Origin of the sequence: Candidatus Poriferisocius sp., from assembly GCF_965202595.1 — a bacterium.
Lineage (GTDB): Bacteria > Actinomycetota > Acidimicrobiia > Acidimicrobiales > Bin134 > Poriferisocius.
Genome location: NZ_OZ241836.1, coordinates 1,269,666 through 1,290,482 on the forward strand (window position 1 = coordinate 1,269,666; position 20,817 = coordinate 1,290,482).

General features: G+C 55.9%; 3 protein-coding genes and 1 pseudogene. 3 read left to right on the forward strand and 1 reads right to left on the reverse strand.

The annotated features are described in order from the left end of the window. Positions 1–145: 145 nt before the first annotated feature. The 3 genes and pseudogenes from ACOGXC_RS06060 (at position 146) to ACOGXC_RS06070 (ending at position 16,510) form a co-directional block, all read left to right on the forward strand. Positions 146–9,901, forward strand: a complete 9,756-nt coding sequence (locus ACOGXC_RS06060) for a PKD domain-containing protein (RefSeq protein WP_419919805.1) — start codon at positions 146–148, stop codon at positions 9,899–9,901. Positions 9,902–10,051: 150 nt separating this feature from the next. Next, positions 10,052–12,541, forward strand: a pseudogene (locus ACOGXC_RS06065) (fibronectin type III domain-containing protein); the annotation flags it as partial. 702 nt (positions 12,542–13,243) lie between these two features. Next, entirely contained in the window at positions 13,244–16,510 is a 3,267-nt protein-coding gene (locus tag ACOGXC_RS06070) for a fibronectin type III domain-containing protein (protein ID WP_419920025.1), read from the forward strand. A gap of 171 nt (positions 16,511–16,681) precedes the next feature. Here ACOGXC_RS06070 and ACOGXC_RS06075 read toward each other — a convergent pair whose 3' ends face one another. Then, positions 16,682–19,993, reverse strand: coding sequence for a fibronectin type III domain-containing protein (locus tag ACOGXC_RS06075; protein WP_419920026.1), 3,312 nt, complete (start codon positions 19,991–19,993; stop codon positions 16,682–16,684). Positions 19,994–20,817 lie beyond the last annotated feature (824 nt).

A 20,817-nucleotide genomic window follows, 5' to 3' on the forward strand; every position in this document is an offset into this window, starting at 1 on the left:
GGGGTGCCGCGGGGCACGAGGGGCCCGTCGTCGCGGTCTCGCGGTTCTCGTTGCTGTGGCTTGCTCTCTTCCCGCTCTCCTGTTCGCGTTCGCGGTCCCGGCATCGGCCCAGGCCCCAGGCGAGACGGAGGGTTCTGACGCTCCTGTGGCTGATCCGGTTGTGGTGTCGGTGCCGGTGGCGGTGGCGGTTACTGAGGGTTCTGATAGTGATGCGGTGGTGACTATTAGTGTGGATGAGGCGTTTGGTGAGGAGGTGTTTTTCAGGGTTACTTATGCTGATGTTACTGCTACTGGTGCTGGTGAGGGGGGTGATTATGACGACATTGCTGTGCAGGATGTGCGTTTTGGGGCTTCTGATACGTCGGTGGATATTGAGGTTGGGATCAGGTTGGATGAGTTGGCTGAGGAGGATGAGACGTTCACGGTGACCATCGCCCCCGCCGCGCCGATAAATGAGATGTTCTGCCGCACGACGGGTATTGGGTGTACGGGTTTGGATCGGGATTTGCCCGCCGGGTTCGTGTTGGGTAATGCCACCACCACGGTGACGATCAGCGACAACCAGTCCCCCGTCATAGCTGAGATTGCCGATGTGACGGTTGGGGTGGGCGAGGAGGTGGATATCACTGCTACGGCCACCGATGCTGATGGTGATGCTCTTACTTACACCTGGACCCGCGAGGAAAGCGAGACCACCCCGGCGCTGCCTGATAACACCGCTTTGGATTCTGAGCGGTTGACGTTCACCCCAACCCAGGCCGGTACTTATACGATGACGGTGACCGCTGACGACACCTACAGCGATACTCACAGTCAGAGTGTGATTATAACGGTGGCTGATCCGGTTGTGGTGTCGGTGCCGGAGGTGGTGGCGGTTACTGAGGGTTCTGATAGTGATGCGGTGGTGACTATTAGTGTGGATGAGGCGTTTGGTGAGGAGGTGTTTTTCAGGGTTACTTATGCTGATGTTACTGCTACTGGTGCTGGTGAGGGGGGTGATTATGACGACATTGCTGTGCAGGATGTGCGTTTTGGGGCTTCTGATACGTCGGTGGATATTGAGGTTGGGATCAGGTTGGATGAGTTGGCTGAGGAGGATGAGACGTTCACGGTGACCATCGCCCCCGCCGCGCCGGCAAATGAGATGTTCTGCCGCACGACGGGTATTGGGTGTACGGGTTTAGATCGGGATTTGCCCGCCGGGTTCGTGTTGGGTAATGCCACCACCACGGTGACGATCAGCGACAACCAGTCCCCCGTCATAGCTGAGATTGCCGATGTGACGGTTGGGGTGGGCGAAGAGGTGGACATTACTGCTACGGCCACCGATGCTGATGGTGATGCTCTTACTTACACTTGGACCCGCGAGGAAAGCGAGACCACCCCGGCGTTGCCTGATAACACTGCTTTGGACGTGGCACGGTTGAGGTTTACTCCAACCGAGGCCGGTACTTATACGATGACGGTGACCGCTGATGACACCTACAGCGATACTCATAGTCAGAGTGTGATTATAACGGTGGCTGATCCGGCGGTGCCGGTGGCGGTGGCGGTTACTGAGGGTTCTGATAGTGATGCGGTGGTGACTATTAGTGTGGATGAGGCGTTTGGTGAGGAGGTGTTTTTCAGGGTTACTTATGCTGATGTTACTGCTACTGGTGCTGGTGAGGGGGGTGATTATGACGACATTGCTGTGCAGGATGTGCGTTTTGGGGCTTCTGATACGTCGGTGGATATTGAGGTTGGGATCAGGTTGGATGAGTTGGCTGAGGAGGATGAGACGTTCACGGTGACCATCGCCCCCGCCGCGCCGATAAATGAGATGTTCTGCCGCACGACGGGTATTGGGTGTACGGGTTTGGATCGGGATTTGCCCGCCGGGTTCGTGTTGGGTAATGCCACCACCACGGTGACGATCAGCGACAACCAGTCCCCCGTCATAGCTGAGATTGCCGATGTGACGGTTGGGGTGGGCGAGGAGGTGGATATCACTGCTACGGCCACCGATGCTGATGGTGATGCTCTTACTTACACCTGGACCCGCGAGGAAAGCGAGACCACCCCGGCGCTGCCTGATAACACCGCTTTGGATTCTGAGCGGTTGACGTTCACCCCAACCCAGGCCGGTACTTATACGATGACGGTGACCGCTGACGACACCTACAGCGATACTCACAGTCAGAGTGTGATTATAACGGTGGCTGATCCGGTTGTGGTGTCGGTGCCGGAGGTGGTGGCGGTTACTGAGGGTTCTGATAGTGATGCGGTGGTGACTATTAGTGTGGATGAGGCGTTTGGTGAGGAGGTGTTTTTCAGGGTTACTTATGCTGATGTTACTGCTACTGGTGCTGGTGAGGGGGGTGATTATGACGACATTGCTGTGCAGGATGTGCGTTTTGGGGCTTCTGATACGTCGGTGGATATTGAGGTTGGGATCAGGTTGGATGAGTTGGCTGAGGAGGATGAGACGTTCACGGTGACCATCGCCCCCGCCGCGCCGGCAAATGAGATGTTCTGCCGCACGACGGGTATTGGGTGTACGGGTTTAGATCGGGATTTGCCCGCCGGGTTCGTGTTGGGTAATGCCACCACCACGGTGACGATCAGCGACAACCAGTCCCCCGTCATAGCTGAGATTGCCGATGTGACGGTTGGGGTGGGCGAAGAGGTGGACATTACTGCTACGGCCACCGATGCTGATGGTGATGCTCTTACTTACACCTGGACCCGCGAGGAAAGCGAGACCACCCCGGCGCTGCCTGATAACACCGCTTTGGATTCTGAGCGGTTGACGTTCACCCCAACCCAGGCCGGTACCTACACGATGACGGTGACCGCTGATGACACCTACAGCGACCCCCACAGCCAAACCGTGACCATAACGGTAATTAGGCTGCTTGGAAAGGTGTCGGTACCGGAGACGGTTACCGTAACCGAGGGCATTAATACCGACTCGTTGATAACTATCAGCGTGGGGGAGGCGTTTGGTGAGGAGGTGTTTTTCAGGGTTACTTACACCGACGGCACCGCTACCGGTGCTGGTGAGGGGGGTGATTATAACGACATCGCTGTACAGGATATCCGTTTCGAGGCCACCGACACATCAGTGGACATTCCGATTTTTACCAATACGGATGAGTTGGCTGAAGGTGATGAGACGTTCACGGTAACCATCGCCCCCGCCGCACCGATAAATGAGGCGTTCTGCCGTATTACGGGTACCGGGTGTGTGGGTTTGGATCGGGACCTGCCCGCCGGGTTCGTGTTGGGCAACGCCACCACCACGGTAACCATCATCGACAACCAGCAGCCGGTTATAGCTGAGATCGATGACGTAACCATTGAGATAGGCAAGGAGGTGGACATCACTGCTACAGTCACCGGTAGCGGTGATGCCAGCATTACCTACACCTGGACTCGTCAAGACGGAGAAACCACCCCAGCCTTGCCCGACAATACTGCTTTGAATACTGCACGGTTGACCTTCACCCCCACCCAGGCCGGTATCTACACAATGACGGTCACCGCCGACAACGGCCACGGCAACACCCACAGCCAGACCGTGACCATAACCGTGCTGTCCGAGCAGGAAATATATTACTTGCAACAGTTTAGTCTTTATTCACAACAGTCAAATGAAATGGTGTCAGTGCAACAAGCAGTCTCCGTGAACGAGACCGATGGAAGGAACAGTTACGCCTCTATTACAGTGAGTGTGACTGAGGCATTCGAAGAGGTGGTATACTTCAGTGTCACCTACCAAGACGTTACAGCTACCGGTGGATCAAAACTTCAGGCTGGTAGAAATACTCAAGTATACGATGATGATTATATTTATGACGCGGTAACTCGAATAGCCTTTGAGCCTGGCGAGACATCGAAAGAAATTAGAATCCCAATTGGTGATGACGAAGTAGTTGAGGGTGCTGAAACCTTCACAGTAACGGTTTCACCTGCTGAATTGACATCTCATTCAGAATGGCTATGCACACTGTTTACTTGTCCTCGTTTTTGTATGATAGCCGTGCCTTCTTCAGCTTCACCTGGCAATAATTTAGCCAAGTGTACTTTGCAAACTGGTGAGCTGCCAGAAGGTTTTGCAATGGGCAACTCTACCACAACTGTGACGATCTATGACGACGACACCTCCTCCACACTAGATCCCAACCGAGCACCAGTTTTGGAGTCCATCGCTGCTAAATCAATCAGACCTTACCAACGATTGAGAATCACTGCGAGGGCTGTAGACCCTGGCGATTCAGTCACTTATGAATGGTCACGTAAATCCGGTGAAACCTCACCACCATTGCCCGCGGGGACTTATCTCCGAACCGCCATGCTGGACTTCAGGCCCACTCGAACCGGTACTTATACGATGACAGTTACTGCCACAGACAGTGGCGGTAATATTGACACCGAAACTGTGATCATCACGGTTCTACCCCCACTAGAGATAGGTGTTCCAGAAACACTTTCAGTTACTGAGGGAGTTGATAGCGCTGCGGTGGTTTCAATTACCACACCCGAGACGTACCCCGCTACAACCCAGTTCGATGTCATTTTCACGGACGGCACTGCTATCGGTGCCAACAGTCCTGCTAATCGTGATTACGACAACACACCGGTGGTAAACTTCCACGGTAGGAACTTTGTTTATTTCAACAACGGCAGCACCTCGTTGGACATCACAATTCCCATTACTGATGATGCAGTGGCAGAGGGCAATGAAACGTTCACAGTAACTATAAGGCCGAGGGGAGGTAGGTTCCAATATGCCGATGGCCACCAGAGCTACACCCCAGAAGGGTGGATACTGGGTAATGCCACCACAACTGTGACGATCATGGATGATGATAACTCACCGGTGTTGGCTGATTTGACCGATGTAACTGTCAAGGTGGGTGAGCAGGTGGATATAACTGCAACCGCGACTGATGCCGATGTTGGGGATACGATTTCTTATGTCTGGACCCGCAAGGCCGGTGAGACCACTCCTGCGCTGCCCGGGGGAACGACGGTGAACACGAAGCGGTTGACGTTCACGCCTACTGCTACCGGTACTTATACCATGACCGTGACTGCCAGTGATGGTAATGGCAACACAGACACCAAAACGGTGGTTATCACTGTTGCCGCGAAAACGGTGGTGTCGGTGCCAACTGCGGTGGCGGTGACGGAGGGTACTGATAGTAATGCTACGGTGACGATTAGTGTGGCTGAGGCGTTTGAGCAGTCGGTTACCTTCAATGTGTCTTATGGTGGTACGGCTACCGGCGCGGCAAATCCTGCCAATGGTGATTACGACAATGATGCGGTAACATCAGTCACCTTCGGGACCAGCGATACCTCGAAGAACATTGTGATTCCGATTACCGACGATGATTTGGATGAGACTGCGGAAACGATCACTGTGACCATTGCCCCGTCGTCGGCGTTACCGACCGGGTTCAGTTTGGGTAATGCGACTACGACCGTGACGATTACCGATGATGATAACTCACCGGTGTTGGCTGATTTGACCGATGTAACTGTCAAGGTGGGTGAGCAGGTGGATATAACTGCAACCGCGACTGATGCCGATGTTGGTGACACGATTTCTTATGTCTGGACCCGCAAGGCCGGGGAGACCACTCCCGCGCTGCCTGGGGGAACGACGGTGAACACGAAGCGGTTGACGTTTACCCCAACAACTACCGGTACTTATACCATGACCGTGACCGCTAGTGATGGTAACGGTAATAGTGATACCAAAACTGTGGTTATCATAGCTACCGAAAAAATAGTAGTATCAGTACCAGCGGCGGTGGCGGTGACGGAGGGTACTGATAGTAATGCTACGGTGACGATTAGTGTGGCTGAGGCGTTTGAGCAGTCGGTTACCTTCAATGTGTCTTATGGTGGTACGGCTACCGGCGCGGCAAATCCTGCCAATGGTGATTACGACAATGATGCGGTAACATCAGTCACCTTCGGGACCAGCGATACCTCGAAGAACATCGTTATCCCGATCACTGATGATGATTTGGATGAGAGCGCCGAGACAATAATTGTGACCATTGCCCCGTCGTCGGCGTTACCGGCCGGCTACACATTGGGCAATGCGGTGGCAACAGTGACGGTTACCGATGATGATAACTCGCCGGTGCTGGGGGATTTGACTGCTGTTGGGGTCAAGGTGGGTCAGCAGGTGGATATAACTGCAACCGCGACTGATGCTGATGTTGGGGATACGATTTCTTATGCCTGGACCCGCAAGGCCGGTGAGAGCACTCCTGCGCTGCCCGGGGGAACGACGGTGAACACGAAGCGGTTGACGTTCACGCCTACTGCTACCGGTACTTATACCATGACGGTGACCGCTAGTGATGGTAACGGCAACACCGACACCAAAACGGTGGTTATCACTGTTGCCGCCAAAGTAGTGGTGTCGGTGCCAACTACGGTGGCGGTGACCGAGGGGACTGACAACAATGCAACGGTCACGATAAGTTTGGCTGAGGCGTTTGGGCAGTCGGTTACGTTCAATGTGTCTTATGGTGGTACTGCTACCGGTGCCAACAACCCGGCCAATGGTGATTACGACAACGACGCGGTAACATCAGTCACCTTCAGCACTACGGATACGTCGAAGAACATCTTGATTCCAATCACCAACGACGGGCTCGACGAGAGCGCCGAGACAATTGTTGTAAGCATTGCACCGTCAGCAGCGTTACCGGCCGGCTACACATTGGGCAATGCGGTGGCAACAGTGACGATTACCGATGATGATGATTCCCCGGTTTTGGAAGAGTTGACCGATGTTACGCTCAAGGTGGGGCAGCTTGTGGACATCACCGCCAACGCCACTGATGGCGATGTTGGGGATACGATTTCTTATACTTGGACCCGCAAGAGTGGGGAGACCACCCCGGCTCTGCCTCAGGGCACTGCTTTGAATGCCAAGCAGTTGACGTTCACCCCAACCACCACCGGTACTTATACCATGACGGTTACCGCTAGTGATGGTAACGGTAACAGCGACACCAAAACAGTGGTTATCACAGTCAACCCGAAAACGGTGGTTTCAGTACCAAGTACGCTGGCGGTGACAGAAGGAACCGACAACAACGCAACGGTAACAGTAAGTTTGGCTGAGGCGTTTGGGCAGTCGGTTACGTTTAGCGTGTCTTATGGTGGTACTGCTACCGGCGCGGCAAACCCGGCTAACGGTGATTACGACAACGACGCGGTGACATCGGTTACCTTCAGCACTACGGATACGTCGAAGAACATCTTGATTCCAATCACCAATGACGGGCTCGATGAGAGCGCCGAGACAATTGTTGTAACCATTGCACCATCGGCAGCGTTACCGGCTGGATACACATTGGGCAACGCCACCACAACAGTAACGATTACCGATGATGATGATTCCCCAGTTCTGGAAGAGTTGACCAATGTTACGCTCAAGGCGGGGCAACTTGTGGACATCACCGCCAACGCCACCGATGGCGATGTTGGTGACACGATTTCCTATGCCTGGACCCGCAAGGCGAATGAGAACTTACCCGCACTGCCTCAGGGTACCGCATTGAATGCCAAGCAGTTGACGTTCACCCCAACCACCACCGGTGTTTACACCATGACCGTGACTGCCAGCGATGGCAACGGTAACAGTGATGCTAAAACGGTGGTTATCACAGTCAACCCGAAGACGGTGGTGTCGGTGCCGGCTGCGGTGGTGGTGACGGAGGGTAATGATAAGAATGCTACGGTGACTATTAGTCTGGCGGAGGCGTTTGGGCAGTCGGTCACGTTCAATGTGTCTTATGGTGGTACTGCGACTGGTGCGGCTGATCCGAGTAATGGGGATTATGATAATGACGCGGTGACATCGGTTACCTTCACTTCTACGGACACCTTGAAGTATATTTTGATCCCGATTACTGATGATGAGGTGGTGGAAGGCGCAGAAACGGTTGTTGTGACTGTTGCACCGTCAGCGGCGTTGCCGGCTGGTTATAGGTTAGGTAATGCTACTACTACAGTGACGATCACCGATTATGACAGTTTCCCGCTTCTGGTGACATCCAAGGTGGGGCAGCTTGTGGACGTTATCGCTACGGTTGCTAATGGTAATGGTGATGACAAAACGTATACCTACCGGTGGACCCGCATGGCTGGGGAAACTGCGCCGGTGTTGCCTGCGGGTACGGTACTCAACAGGGCTCGGTTGATGTTCACCCCGGCTGCGGTGGGGACTTACACGATGACGGTGACCGCAACCGATGGTAACGGTGAGGTTGTTAGTACCGAAACGGTGGTTGTTACTGTTGTTGTTGACACGGTGGTGTCAGTGCCGGACGCGGTGTCGGTGACTGAGGGTACCGATGCTTTCGCGGCGGTGAGGATCAGCGCGGGTGAACCACTCAGTGAGGACGTGACCTTCGAGGTCATCTCTGATAGTGCCCCCCGTGGCGAGCCTGCCACTAGTGATATGGATTATGACGAAGTTGGTGAGGTGGTTTTTGAGGCTGGTGAACGGTTTGTGGATGTTATGGTTCCGATCACCGATGACGGGATAGATGAGGATAACGAAACGTTCCTGGTGATCATTGTGCCGGTCAACCCACTACCGGGTGGGTTTGTCATGGGCAACACTATCGCGACGGTGACAATTGCCGATGATGACAGTTCACCGGTCCTGAAACCGATTGAGGATGTCACTGTCAGGGTTGGCCAAAAGGTGAACATCACCGCTTCGGCCACCGATGAGGATGGGGATACGGTTACCTATGAATGGTCTCGCAAGGCTGGGGAGGTCACCCCGCCGTTGCCTGAGAGCGCTGCGCTGGATGAAGCGGGGTTGGTGTTCACCCCGACCCAGGTGGGGACCTACACGATAACGGTGACCGCCAGTGACGGTAACGGTAATACCGACACCCGAACTGTGACGATAGCGGTTGTGGGCACCTTGAGTTTCGGCCCTGGTGAGGTATCCAAGACCGTCACGATCCCTATACCCGATGATCGGGTGGACGAGGACGTGGAGACCATCACGGTGACCATAGAACCGGTGAGCGAGCTGCCGGCAGGGTTCAGGCTGGGTAATGCCACCGCCACGATTACCGTCATCGACGACGACAGCTCCCCGGTGCTGGAGCCGCTCGATAACGTCACCGCCCAGGTTGGTCAACGAATCGACATCACCGCCACCGCCACCCACGCCGACGAGGACGAGACCATCACCTACGCCTGGACTCGTGAACCCGGCGAGACCACACCACCGCTACCTGAGGGCACTACACTCAACACCGCTAGGTTGCGGTTCACCACCACCGCTTCGGGCACCTACACCATGACGGTCACGGCCACCGACACCCACGGCAACACCGACACCCAGGCAGTGGTAATCACCGTCGGCACCCCCTCAACCCCCGAAGAAACCGAAGAACATGAGGAAATCAGTCCCACGGACAACGACACCAACCCACTGGAGCTCGCCCCTTTCAGTGATCTGGTCCTCAGACTCGGCCAGCAGGTGGACATCACTGCGGTAGCCACCCACGCCGACGAGGACGAGACCATCACCTACGCCTGGACTCGTGAACCCGGCGAGACCACACCCTCGCTACCGGAGGGCACAGCACTCAACACCGCCCGACTCACTTTCACCCCAACCCAAACCGGCACCTACACCATGACAGTTATGGCCACCGACACCAAGGACTACGCCTACCTGCGCACAATCACCATAACCATCACCACCGACAACCTCATTACAATCAAACCCACAACCACCACCATCACCGAAGGAACCAACCCCACCACCACCATCACCATCACCCTAGACAAACCCCTCCAACAACCCGTCAACTTCAACCTCCACTACACCCACCACCAACCAGATGACTTATGATGCACCCGGTGAGCATTTCAGTACCACTGCCACCTACCAGTTGAGCTTGCTGCGAGACAGAAAAGAGGGGACATGAATAGGTATAGAACATCACTGGATGCTTTAAAAACCAATAAGAATCGGTGGGTTGTTATGATCGCACTGATTCTTATGGTCTGGGGAGGGGTAATCGTTGGGCCGGGTGAGCACTTTGCCCAGGGGCAGGGAAACCAGGAGGAGGATAACCCGTTCGTTGATAAGATTATTAACACGGTCGTTGCTACTCCATCGTACGTTTCGGCTGCTGGTACACATAATATTACTGTCAGTAGCGCTTCAGGCTGGAGTGTAGCCAGTGTTAGAGTCATAATTTGTAACTGGCCATCAAGTGGCAAAGTTGACGATATAGGACCGAATGAATGTGGTACTAATGCTTTAGCGACAGGATTTTTTAAAATTGTTTCAATCAATCCAAGTGGCGGTTTCAGTGTTACTTTCAACAATGTCCAAGTAGCAAGTCCCGGTGTAGCTTTTGGAGTATCCGATAATGCTACTCTTTTGAATGTTCTTACCGGTGGAAAAATCAAGGAAAGTGGTGGGGTTCTGGTGCCAGTCGGTAGGCCTACTGCGACCCCCACTGCTACATCTACTGCGACCCCTACACCAACTGCTACTCCTACACCAACTGCAACCCCTACGTCTACTGCTGCCCCGGTATCAGGGGGTGTGTCTGTACCTCAGGCTGTGACTGTAATTGAGGGGGCAAATAATAATGCGACGGTCACGATCACAACAACAGAAGCGTTTGGGCAGTCGGTTACGTTTAATGTTACCTATGGTGGTACTGCTACTGGTGCGGCAAACCCCTCTGAGGGTGATTATGATAATGATGCGGTCACATCAGTTACTTTTGGAAGTAATGAGACCTCGAAGGACATTGTGATTCCCATCACTAATGATAATACGGATGAGAGTAATGAAACTATTACTGTAACCATAGCACCCTCGGCAACGCTGCCTACCGGGTTCACGTTGGGTAACGCCTCGACTACAGTGACCATTATTGATGATGATAGCTCTCCGGTTCTGGAGCAGTTGAACGATGTCACGATCACAGTGGGCCAGCCGGTGGACATTACCGCAACTGCAACCGATGCTGACCGCGACACCATTTCTTATCAGTGGACCCGCAAGGCCGGTGAGAACACCCCTACCCTACCTCAGGCGACGGTATTGAACGCGAGACGTTTGACGTTTACACCAGCAACTACCGGTACCTTCACCATGACGGTTACGGCCACCGACAGCAACGGCAACACTGCCACGGCAACGGTGGTAATTACGGTGGGGTCGAGAACACAGGAGGGGCCCGGTCCCAGTGCTCCCATCAATGTTAGAGCCACGCCTGGAAATAGAAGTGTGATGCTTAATTGGGATACTCCAAGCCGTGGAAGTGCTTCTATTGCCAGATGGGAATATACCTACTATGAAGGCAATGTAGGCGGAGTTCTTCGAGCAACTAATGTCTGGGTCTCGATACTAGGTAGCAGTCGTGCAACCACCAGTCATACTGTCATCAACTTGAGCAATAGCAAAGAATATAGATTCAAGTTGCGAGCGGTTGACTCTGAAGGTGTGCTAGGTAATGAGAGCGAACTAACCGAAAAGGTAAAGCCACTATCTTCTGGTACGACTGTTCCTAGGCCGCCGGTTGGTTTGACTGCTATTCCGGGTGATTCGCTGGTTTACTTGTCTTGGGTTCCTGCTGCTTCGTCTGAGACTGAGAGGAATGTCCAGAATGGGTTTTCGCCCATTACTGAGTATGAGTACCGGACGAAGGTTGGGAGTCGGTCTTATTCCCCCTGGACTGTGATTGTCGATTCTGGTCCTACTAGCGGTACTTCTGGCGCTGCGGGTAGTGAAGTATATCCTTTCAGGGTTACTGGTTTGGTTAATGGGGTTATTCACCAGTTTCAGGTTCGGGCGGTTAATGCTAGGGGCAGGGGTGGTGCTGCTGAGACAAAACCGGTTCTCGTCGCCGGTAAGCCGGGGAGTCCCCGTGCTTTGATGGGTGTTGCCGGTAATAGGTTTGTGGCTTTGTCCTGGGTGGCTAGTGGTGATGGTGGGTCTCCGATTGTTGGGTGGCATGTTCGGTGGGCTGAGGTGGGTAGCGAGTTTAGTGATGATGATTGGGTTACCGTTCCGGGCGGTGCGGGTGCTAGGTCTCATACTGTTATTGGTTTGGATAATGGTAAGAGTTACAGGTTTCAGGTTCGGGCGGTGAACGCAGCAGGGGCAGGTGCTGCTGGGGTTAGTACTGTGGTGGATCCCGGTGATGGCCCGCCCGCTCCGACGGATTTGAGTGCTGTTGCAGGGGAAAATTTTGTGACTTTGAGTTGGGACCCGCCTAAGGATGATAGCAATAATTTGGATGGTAATGGTTCTGCAATTTTGGGTTACGAGTATTCTTGGCGGGTTGATGATGAGGAGTGGGGCGAGTGGTTGCCAATTCCGAGTACAAAAACTTTTGTTGCTAACTCCTCAGGTGTGCTTAGTGAAACAGTGGCAAACTTGAATAATATAGCCAGGAGGGGCTTCAAGGTTGAGGATTTGGAAGCGGGGGTAGGTTATTGGTTCAGGGTTCGCGCAGTAAATGCAGTTGGTGGCGGTCGTTTTGTTGAGTTGTCGAAGCCAGTTTATCCTGGTGCAATTCCTGCGGCTCCTGTGGAGTTTGCAGCTAGGCCAATTTATGATGTTCGTTCGGGGGTTGGTCGGGTTGTCCTGTCGTGGGAGCCGGGTGATTACAGTGGTCCTCCGGTTGACAGGTGGCAGTTCCGTATAGTAGTTGATAAGCCAGAAGAGATAGCAAAATCTGCTGCTGTGGCTTCTGCTTCCAACCCGGGGGGGTGGAGGACGATTTGTGACAACACTATGGGAGCGGACCCGGGTTGTGGGTCGCGAACCAGGGTTACTTTACCCAGGCCACCGGGTTTGTTCGGTGTAGTCCCCGTAGAGGTTCCTCCGTTCACCTTCAAGCCTGGACCCAAATATTATTTTGTGGTTCGAGGTTTGAATGCTTTTTATAAAGCAAACGATGACGCGAACACCGCTGGGTTTGCATCTGCCGCGATCAATGTAAGTTTTGATAAGGCTGTTCCCTCCAAGCCTAGCTTTATATATGTGAAGGAATACAAGGTTGTTGATGACAAAAAGAATGTGGTTCTGGTTCCGGTTGGGGTAGCCAATGGCGGTGAAACGGTGTCGGGCTATGAATACTCTGTCAAAATTGAAGATGGTGAGTGGGGTCCGTGGATCAAATCTGCCTCGTCACCGGTGCTGGTTGGTGGTTTACAGGACGGGACCATGTATGCGGTGAGGATCCGGGCCCTCAACAAGCTGGGGGCTGGTGATTATGCCGAAACCCCGGAGTTGACGTTTGGTGCTCCGCCGCATCCGGGGGCGAAGGGTGTAAACACTAATGATGATCCTCGGGTGGCGAAGGCTCCTTCTTTGTTGGCCTTGCCGGGCAGTTTGGTGCCCTTCAATGAGTTGACCGCGTTTGTGGTCAATGCTCAGGCTCCGATCAGCGATCGTGATAAGTTTTTGAAACCGTCCACGGTTACGTTGAGGTTGTCGCTTGCGCCTGCTTTCGATTTTTTTGGCGTCTCGGCGGAGACTTCTGATATGGGGGGTGGGGTTGACAGTAATACCCGGTGGGAGTATTCCTACAGTTCCGGTGCCGGGGGTTTCACCGACTGGTTATTCGTGAATGAGGGTGCACAGTTCAATGGTGGGACCGATTATGTGGTCGATGGTCTGGTGAACGGCATGTTTTACACATTCCGGGTTCGCGCCATCAACCCGAGAGGGCCCGATATTCCCGATCTGGTGGGCCCCTACCTTCAAACCCCGGCGACCATTCCCGGCATACCAGGTATACCGCCGGGAGCGCCGTTGAACGCCAGAGCGGTTGCTGGGGACAGCCAGATCACGGTGTCGTGGGTTCCGGGCAACAGCGGCGGGTTTCCCCTGGATAGCTGGCAGTACTGCCTGTACGACATAGACGAGGACCCAACCACACCCGGCCGCCAGGGCTCCCACACCCCGGGCTGTACCTGGACGAAGATACCCAACAGCAACGCTGCCACCACCTCCCACACCTTCACGGGCCTAACCAACGGCTGGGCCTACACCTACCAGATCCGAGCCCTCAACGTGATAGGAGCTTTCGTAACAAAACTGGGATCCGGGGCTTTGGCGCAAACGCTGCCCACAGTGCCGGGCCGCCCCCCCGGTGCTCCTACCAATACAGTGGTTCAACCCGGTGATGGCCAGGTGACCATCTGGGCAGCGGGGCCGAGCGACACCGGTGGGAACCCGGTGATTGCTTACCAGGTTCGCAAGAAGCACTCCGGTGGAGCCTACGACGCTTGGGAAACCCTGGGCACAATGGTGAGCCCCACATCCCCGCGACCATCGGCTGAACAAGCGGGGGCGGTGGTGCGCAACCTCATCAACGGAGCCAGCTACACATTCCAGGTACGAGCCCGGAACGCCCTCGGTGCCGGTCCCGAAAAACAAACCGCAACCGTGATCCCCATCGGTGCCCCGACCCCGGGCCAACTCGAAGCCGAACCCGACGACCGACAAGTGACATTGACATGGACTCCGGGCAGTCCTGCCGGCAGCGTGGTTACCGGATGGCAATACCGTCAAAAACAAGCCAACACCGGTTACGGACCCTGGACCGACATCGCCCGAAGCGGCCCCGATACCAGAACCCATACCATTACCGGACTTTCCAACGGCATCACCTACACCTTCCAAACCCGTAATCTCACCAACAACCCGCAAGTCAACGGCAACCCCTTCGAATCCCAACCGGTCACCCCCGCCACCACACCACCCGCACCGCAACTCACGGCCACCCCGGGAAATCGCACCGTTACCCTGTCGTGGACCCCCGGAGCATCCGAACCCGCCGGACAGCCTGGCTACAGCGCACCTGTTACCGGTTGGGAATACCGAACCAGAGCCGGCACCGATTCCTACGGTGACTGGACCAACATTGACGGCAGCGACGCAACCACCACCAACCACACAATAAACGACCTAACCAACGGCACCATCTACACAATCGAGCTACGAGCAAGCAACGTCATAGGCAAGGGTGCTACAACGACCGTCTCAGCCATCCCCGCCACTGGGCCCGAAGCTCCGACCGTGACCGTTACCGCCACCGACCGCACGGTGGTGTTGTCATGGACCCCGGGCGATAACGGTGGTTCGCCGGTCACCGGATGGCAAATGAGGATCGACGACGGGGAGTGGGTTGATCTCAACGCCGAAACCGGCATCAACAGTGTGCCCGTACCCAACCTGGTGAACGGCACCACCTACACGTTCGAGGTGCGAGCGGTGAACGCGACGGGTGTTGGTGCTGCCGGTGAGGTGTCGGCTACCCCCGCTACTGTGCCTGGGGCTCCGGTTGTGACCGCTGCTGGCGCTGATCGTGCGGTGGTGCTGTCATGGACTCCCGGCGATAACGGCGGTTTTCCCGTTACCGGGTGGCAGTTGAGGATTGACGATGGTGAGTGGGTTGATCTTGATATTGAGGCTGGGGCCAACGGTGTGTCTGTGCCTGATTTGGTGAATGGAACCACCTACAAATTTGCAGTTAGGGCGGTGAACGCGGCGGGTGTTGGTGCTGCCGGTGAGGTGTCGGCCATCCCGCTGGCGGTGCCACCGGCCCCCGAGGTGGATGTTGTAGCTGGTGATGGTGAGGTCATTTTGTCGTGGGTGTCAACCGGTGATGCTGGTTCTCCGATCATGGGTTGGCAGTACCGCATCAGGATCGGTGCGGGTGATTATCTGGATTGGGTTGATGTTCCCGCCAGTACCACCACTGTTAGCCTTAGCGGTCTCAACGGCGGTACCGGTTTGTTGGCCTATACCTTCCAAGTGCGAGCCATCAATGCTGCTGGTAACGGTGTCATAGCTACCTCACCACCCATCACCCTCCGGGAACCGGTATCAGTTGGTGAAAACTACTACTCCGGAACCATCACCGGCGCGAGCTTCTGTGCCGAACTATCACTCGGCGGCCCCCGCCTGTTTCCCCTCGACAGCGATGGTGATGGCATCGCCGATGTTTGCTCGCTGCCCTACACCCGCCGCGAAGCCATAGCTCGCCAGAACGCGGTGCGCACCCTTGCGAGCCGCTACCTAGAGGATTACACCGCTCTGGTGAACACCATATGCGCCACCCTCGAAAACAACCAGGACGAAACATGCGGGGGCGAGACGTTGAACATCCCCGGCTCCCCCCCTGCCAACGATGGTGGCCCCTACTACTCCGGAAGCATTACCGGGCCAACCTACTGTGCCAACCGTTCCCTGGGTGGGCTCACCACCTACCCCCTTGACAGCGATGGTGACGGTGTCGCCGATACTTGCTCGTTGCCCTACACCCGCCGCGAAGCCATAGCTCGCCAAATCGCGGGCGATACTCTGGCCGCCACTCATCGCGACGAGTACAGGAGCGCCCTGGCTGAGGAGTGCCGCCGACTGGGCCTCGGCGACTACGGCGACAATCCCCAGGACCTAAGCAACGACATCTGCGCCCCGTAAACAGGCTCTCCGGCTCTCTTTTGTGAGCTGACCCGAAGATGTGAGGGTTGCGGTGCTGGTACTGCCGGTTGGCGTTTGGGATTCTCGGGGCAGAGTTGCCCCAGTTGAAGGTTGTTTTGAAAGCGGGCTATGTCGGGGTGGATGGTGCCGTTCAAAATGTGAAGAGTTCTTTTAGAGTGCGCAAATGTCGTTGCCGATGTCTTGGGAGTTGTCGCCATGGTTTGTGTTCTGGAGGCGGCGACATTCCTCGGCCAGTGTGGTGTTGAACTCTGTGAGGTGTAGGGCGGAGAGAATATCGCCGGCTATTTGGCGGGCGATGGCTTCTCGACGGGTGTAGGGCAACGAGCAAACATCGGCAACGCCGTCACCGTCGCTGTCGAGGGGGACCAGACCGGGGCCGCCGAGTGAGCTGTTGGTGCAGTAGGTTGGGCCGGAGATGGTCCCGGAGTAGTAGGGACCACCGTCGTCGGCGGGTGCGAATCCGGGGGCGGCCAACTCGTCTCCCCCGCAGGCCTCGTCCTCGTCGCTGGGGATGGTGGTGCATATGGTGTTGACCAGTGTGGTGTATTCGTTGCGGTAGCGGTTGGCGAGGGTGACCACTGCGTTTTGGCGGGCGATGGCTTCGCGGCGGGTGTAGGGCAGCGAGCAAACATCGGCGATTCCATCATCGTTGGTATCGAGGGGGAACAGGCGGGGGCCGCCGAGTGATAGTTCGGCACAGAAGCTCGGGCCGGTGATGGTCCCGGAATAGTAGTTGTCACCAACGGTTGCGGGCTCCAGGGGCACGATGGGCAACGAAGTAGCTATGGCACCGTTACCAGCAGCGTTGATGGCTCGCACTTGGAAGGTATAGGCCAACAAACCGGTACCGCTGTTGAGACCGGTCAGAGCAACGGTGGTGTTAGCAGCCTCGACATCAACCCAATCGAGATAGTCACCGGCACCAATTCTGGTGCGATACTGCCAACCCGTGATCGGGGAACCACCATCACCAGTTGAAACCCACGACAGCGTGATCGCACCATCACCAGCTACAACATCCACCTCGGGGACCGGCGGCACCGTCACCGGGATGGCCGACACCACGCCAACAGAACCACCACCCACCGCGTTCACCGCCCGCACCCCAAACCGGTAAGCAAGACCGTTCACCAGGTTGGGCACCAGCACACTGCGGGCAACAGCTTCAACATCAAGGTCAACCCACTCACCATCATTGATTCTCAACTGCCACCCGCTAACCGGCAAACCACCATCACCACCCGCAGACCACGACAAAACCACCGAACCATCAGCCGCAGCAGCAGTCACAGCCGGAGCTTCGGGCACAGTAGCAGGGATAGCCGAGACGGTCGTGGTTGCGCCGTTGCCTATGGTGTTGATGGCTCGCACCTCGAATGTGTAGGTGGTGCCGTTCACCAGGTTGGGCACGGGCACACTGTTGATACTGGTTTCGGCGTTGAGATCAACCCACTCCCCATCGTTAACCCTCAACTGCCAGCCGGTGGTGGGGGCGGCGTAGCCGGGTTGTCCGGCTGGTTCGGATGTTCCCGGGGTCCACGACAAGGTAACGGAGCGGTTTGTGGCTATGGCGGTGAGTTGCGGGGCGGGGGGCACGGTGGCGGGGGTGGTTGAGACGGTTGAGGTTGCGCCGTTGCCCATGGTGTTGGTGGCTCGCACCTCAAATGTGTAGTTAACACCGTTGGTTAGATCACTCACCTTGTGAGTGGTGGTGGTTGCATCACTATCGTCGATGTTGGTCCAGTCACCGTAGGGGTTGGTGCCGGCCCTGGTTCGGTATTGCCAGCCGGTGACCGGTGCGCTGTAGCCGGGCTGTCCGGCGGGTTCTGATGTTCCCGGGGTCCATGACAAGGTAACGGTGCTATCTGCGGGGGTGGCGGTGAGTTGTGGCGCGGGGGGCGTGGTGGCGGGGGTGGCTGGCTGGGATTCGGAGGGTTCGCCGCTGACTTGGGGGAGGTTTCGGATTTGGAAGGTGTAGGTAACGCCGTTGGAAAGCCCGGTGATGGTATGGGTTCTGGTATCAGGGCCGCTATCGGGGATGTCTGTCCAGGACATGTAACCGGCGTTGGCTTGTTTTTGACGGTATTGCCACCCGGTAATCTTGCTGGCATCGGGTTTGTTGCCGCCACTGTCCAGGGTCCACGACAGCACTACTTGGCGGTCACCGGGTTCGGCTTGGAGTTGGCCCGGGGTTGGAGGCCCGATGGGGATCACGGTTGTGGTTTGTTTTTCGGGGCCGGTGCCGAAGGTGTTCCGGGCTCGTACCTGGAATGTGTAGCCGGCACCGTTGATGAGGTTGCGCACCACCGCCCCCGACCGTTCAGCCGAAGGCCTCGACGAAGACGATGACGTGGCTCTCACCGTTGTACCCAGGGTTTCCCAAGCGTCGTAGGCTCCATCGGAGTGTTTCTTGCGAACCTGGTAGCCAATCACCCGGTTCCCACCGGTGTCGCTCGGTGCGGTCACCCGGATTGTCACCTGGCCATTACCGGGTTGAACCATAACATTGGCGGGCGCACCGGGGGGGCGACCCGGCACTGCCGGAGATGTTCGTATTGGAGCCCCCGACCCCAGTTTTTCCAGGAAGGCACCTATTACATTGAGGGCTCGGATCTGGTAGGTGTAGGCCCAGCCGTTGGTGAGGCCCGTGAAGGTGTGGGAGGTGGTGGCGGCGTTGCTGTTGGGTATCTTCGTCCACGTACAACTCGGGGTGTGCGATCCCTGGCGGCCGGAGCGGGTTGGGTCCTCATCTATGTCATACAGGCAGTACTGCCAGCTATCCAGAGGGAACCCCCCGCTGTTGCCCGGAACCCAAGACACCGTGATCTGGCGATCACCACCAACTACTCTGGTGTTCAACGGCGCTCCCGGCGGTATCCCCGGTATACCCGGAATAGTCACTGGGGTTTCAAGATAGGGGCCCACCAGATCGGGCCGGCCCGGGTTGATGGCGCGAATCCTGAAGGTGTAGAAGTTACCGTTCACCAGACCATCGACCACATAATCGGTCCCACCATTGAACTGCGCACCCACATTCACGAACGTCCAGTCGGTGAAACCCCCGGCACCGGAACTGTAGGAATACTCCCACCGGGTATTACTGTCAACCCCACCACCCACCTCAGAAGTTTTTGCCGATAAACCGAAAAAATCCAAAGCAGGGAGAACTGACACAGCAGGAGGAATCGACAACCTCAACGTAACCGTGGACGGCTTCAAGAACCTATCCCGGCCTTCTATCGGAGCCGCAGCATTGAGCACATATGCGGTCAACTCATCGAACGGCACCAAACTACCCGGCAAAGCCAGCAAAGAAGGAGCCTTCGCAACCCGAGGATCATCGTCAGTGTTGACATCCTTCGCTCCCGGATGCGGCGGAGCACCAAACGTCAACTCAGGGGTTTCCGTATAATCACCAGCCCCCAGCTTGTTGAGGGCCCGAACCCTTACCGCATACTTCATCCCATCCTCCAACACCGCATACTTCTCCCCGCCCTCCAAAGCAAAACTGCTAATAAGTATCGGTGATGAGGCAGACCCGCTCCATGGACCCCAGTCACCATCTTCAAGTTTTATAGAATATTCATAGCCCGACACCGCTTCACCGCCATTGGCTATTCCAACTGGAACCAGAACCACATTCTTTTTGCCATCAACAACCTTGTATTCTTTCACATAAACAAACCCAGGCTTGGAGGGCACACTCTTATCAAAACTAATGGTAATTATAGAAGAAACTAACCCGGCAGTGTTCAAATCACTGTTCTCATCATAAAAAGAGTTCAAACCCCGAACCACAAAATAATACTTGGACCCCGGCTGGAAGGTGAACGGAGGAACCTCTAGGGGGACTATACCGAACAAGCCCGGGGGCCTGGGCAAAGTAACCCTGGTTCGCGACCCGCAACCCGGATCTGCTCCCGCGGTATTATCACAAATCGTCCGCCAACCCCCCGGGTTGGTATCAGAAGCCGCCGCAGCAGATTTCGATATCTCCGCGGCATCATCAACCACCATACGGAACTGCCACCGGTCAACCGGAGGGCCGTTATAATCACCCTGTTCCCACGACAGAATAACCCGACCAACACCGGAACGAGCATCATAAACAGTCCTAGCTGTCAACTCCACAGGAGCCGCCGGGCTCGCACCGGGATAAACCGGCCCTGACAACCCAGCAAAATCACTACCACCAACAGCATTAACCGCTCGAACCCTGAACCAATAACCCAAACCCGCCTCCAATCCATCAACCCTGAACCCCCTTTTAGCTACACTAGTCAAGC

Coding starts and splice junctions, on each gene's coding strand:
- ACOGXC_RS06075 (WP_419920026.1), bottom strand. CDS start 19,993: ATGAAGTATGCGGTAAGGGTTCGGGCCCTCAACAAGCTGGGGGCTGGT.
- ACOGXC_RS06070 (WP_419920025.1), top strand. CDS start 13,244: ATGTATGCGGTGAGGATCCGGGCCCTCAACAAGCTGGGGGCTGGTGAT.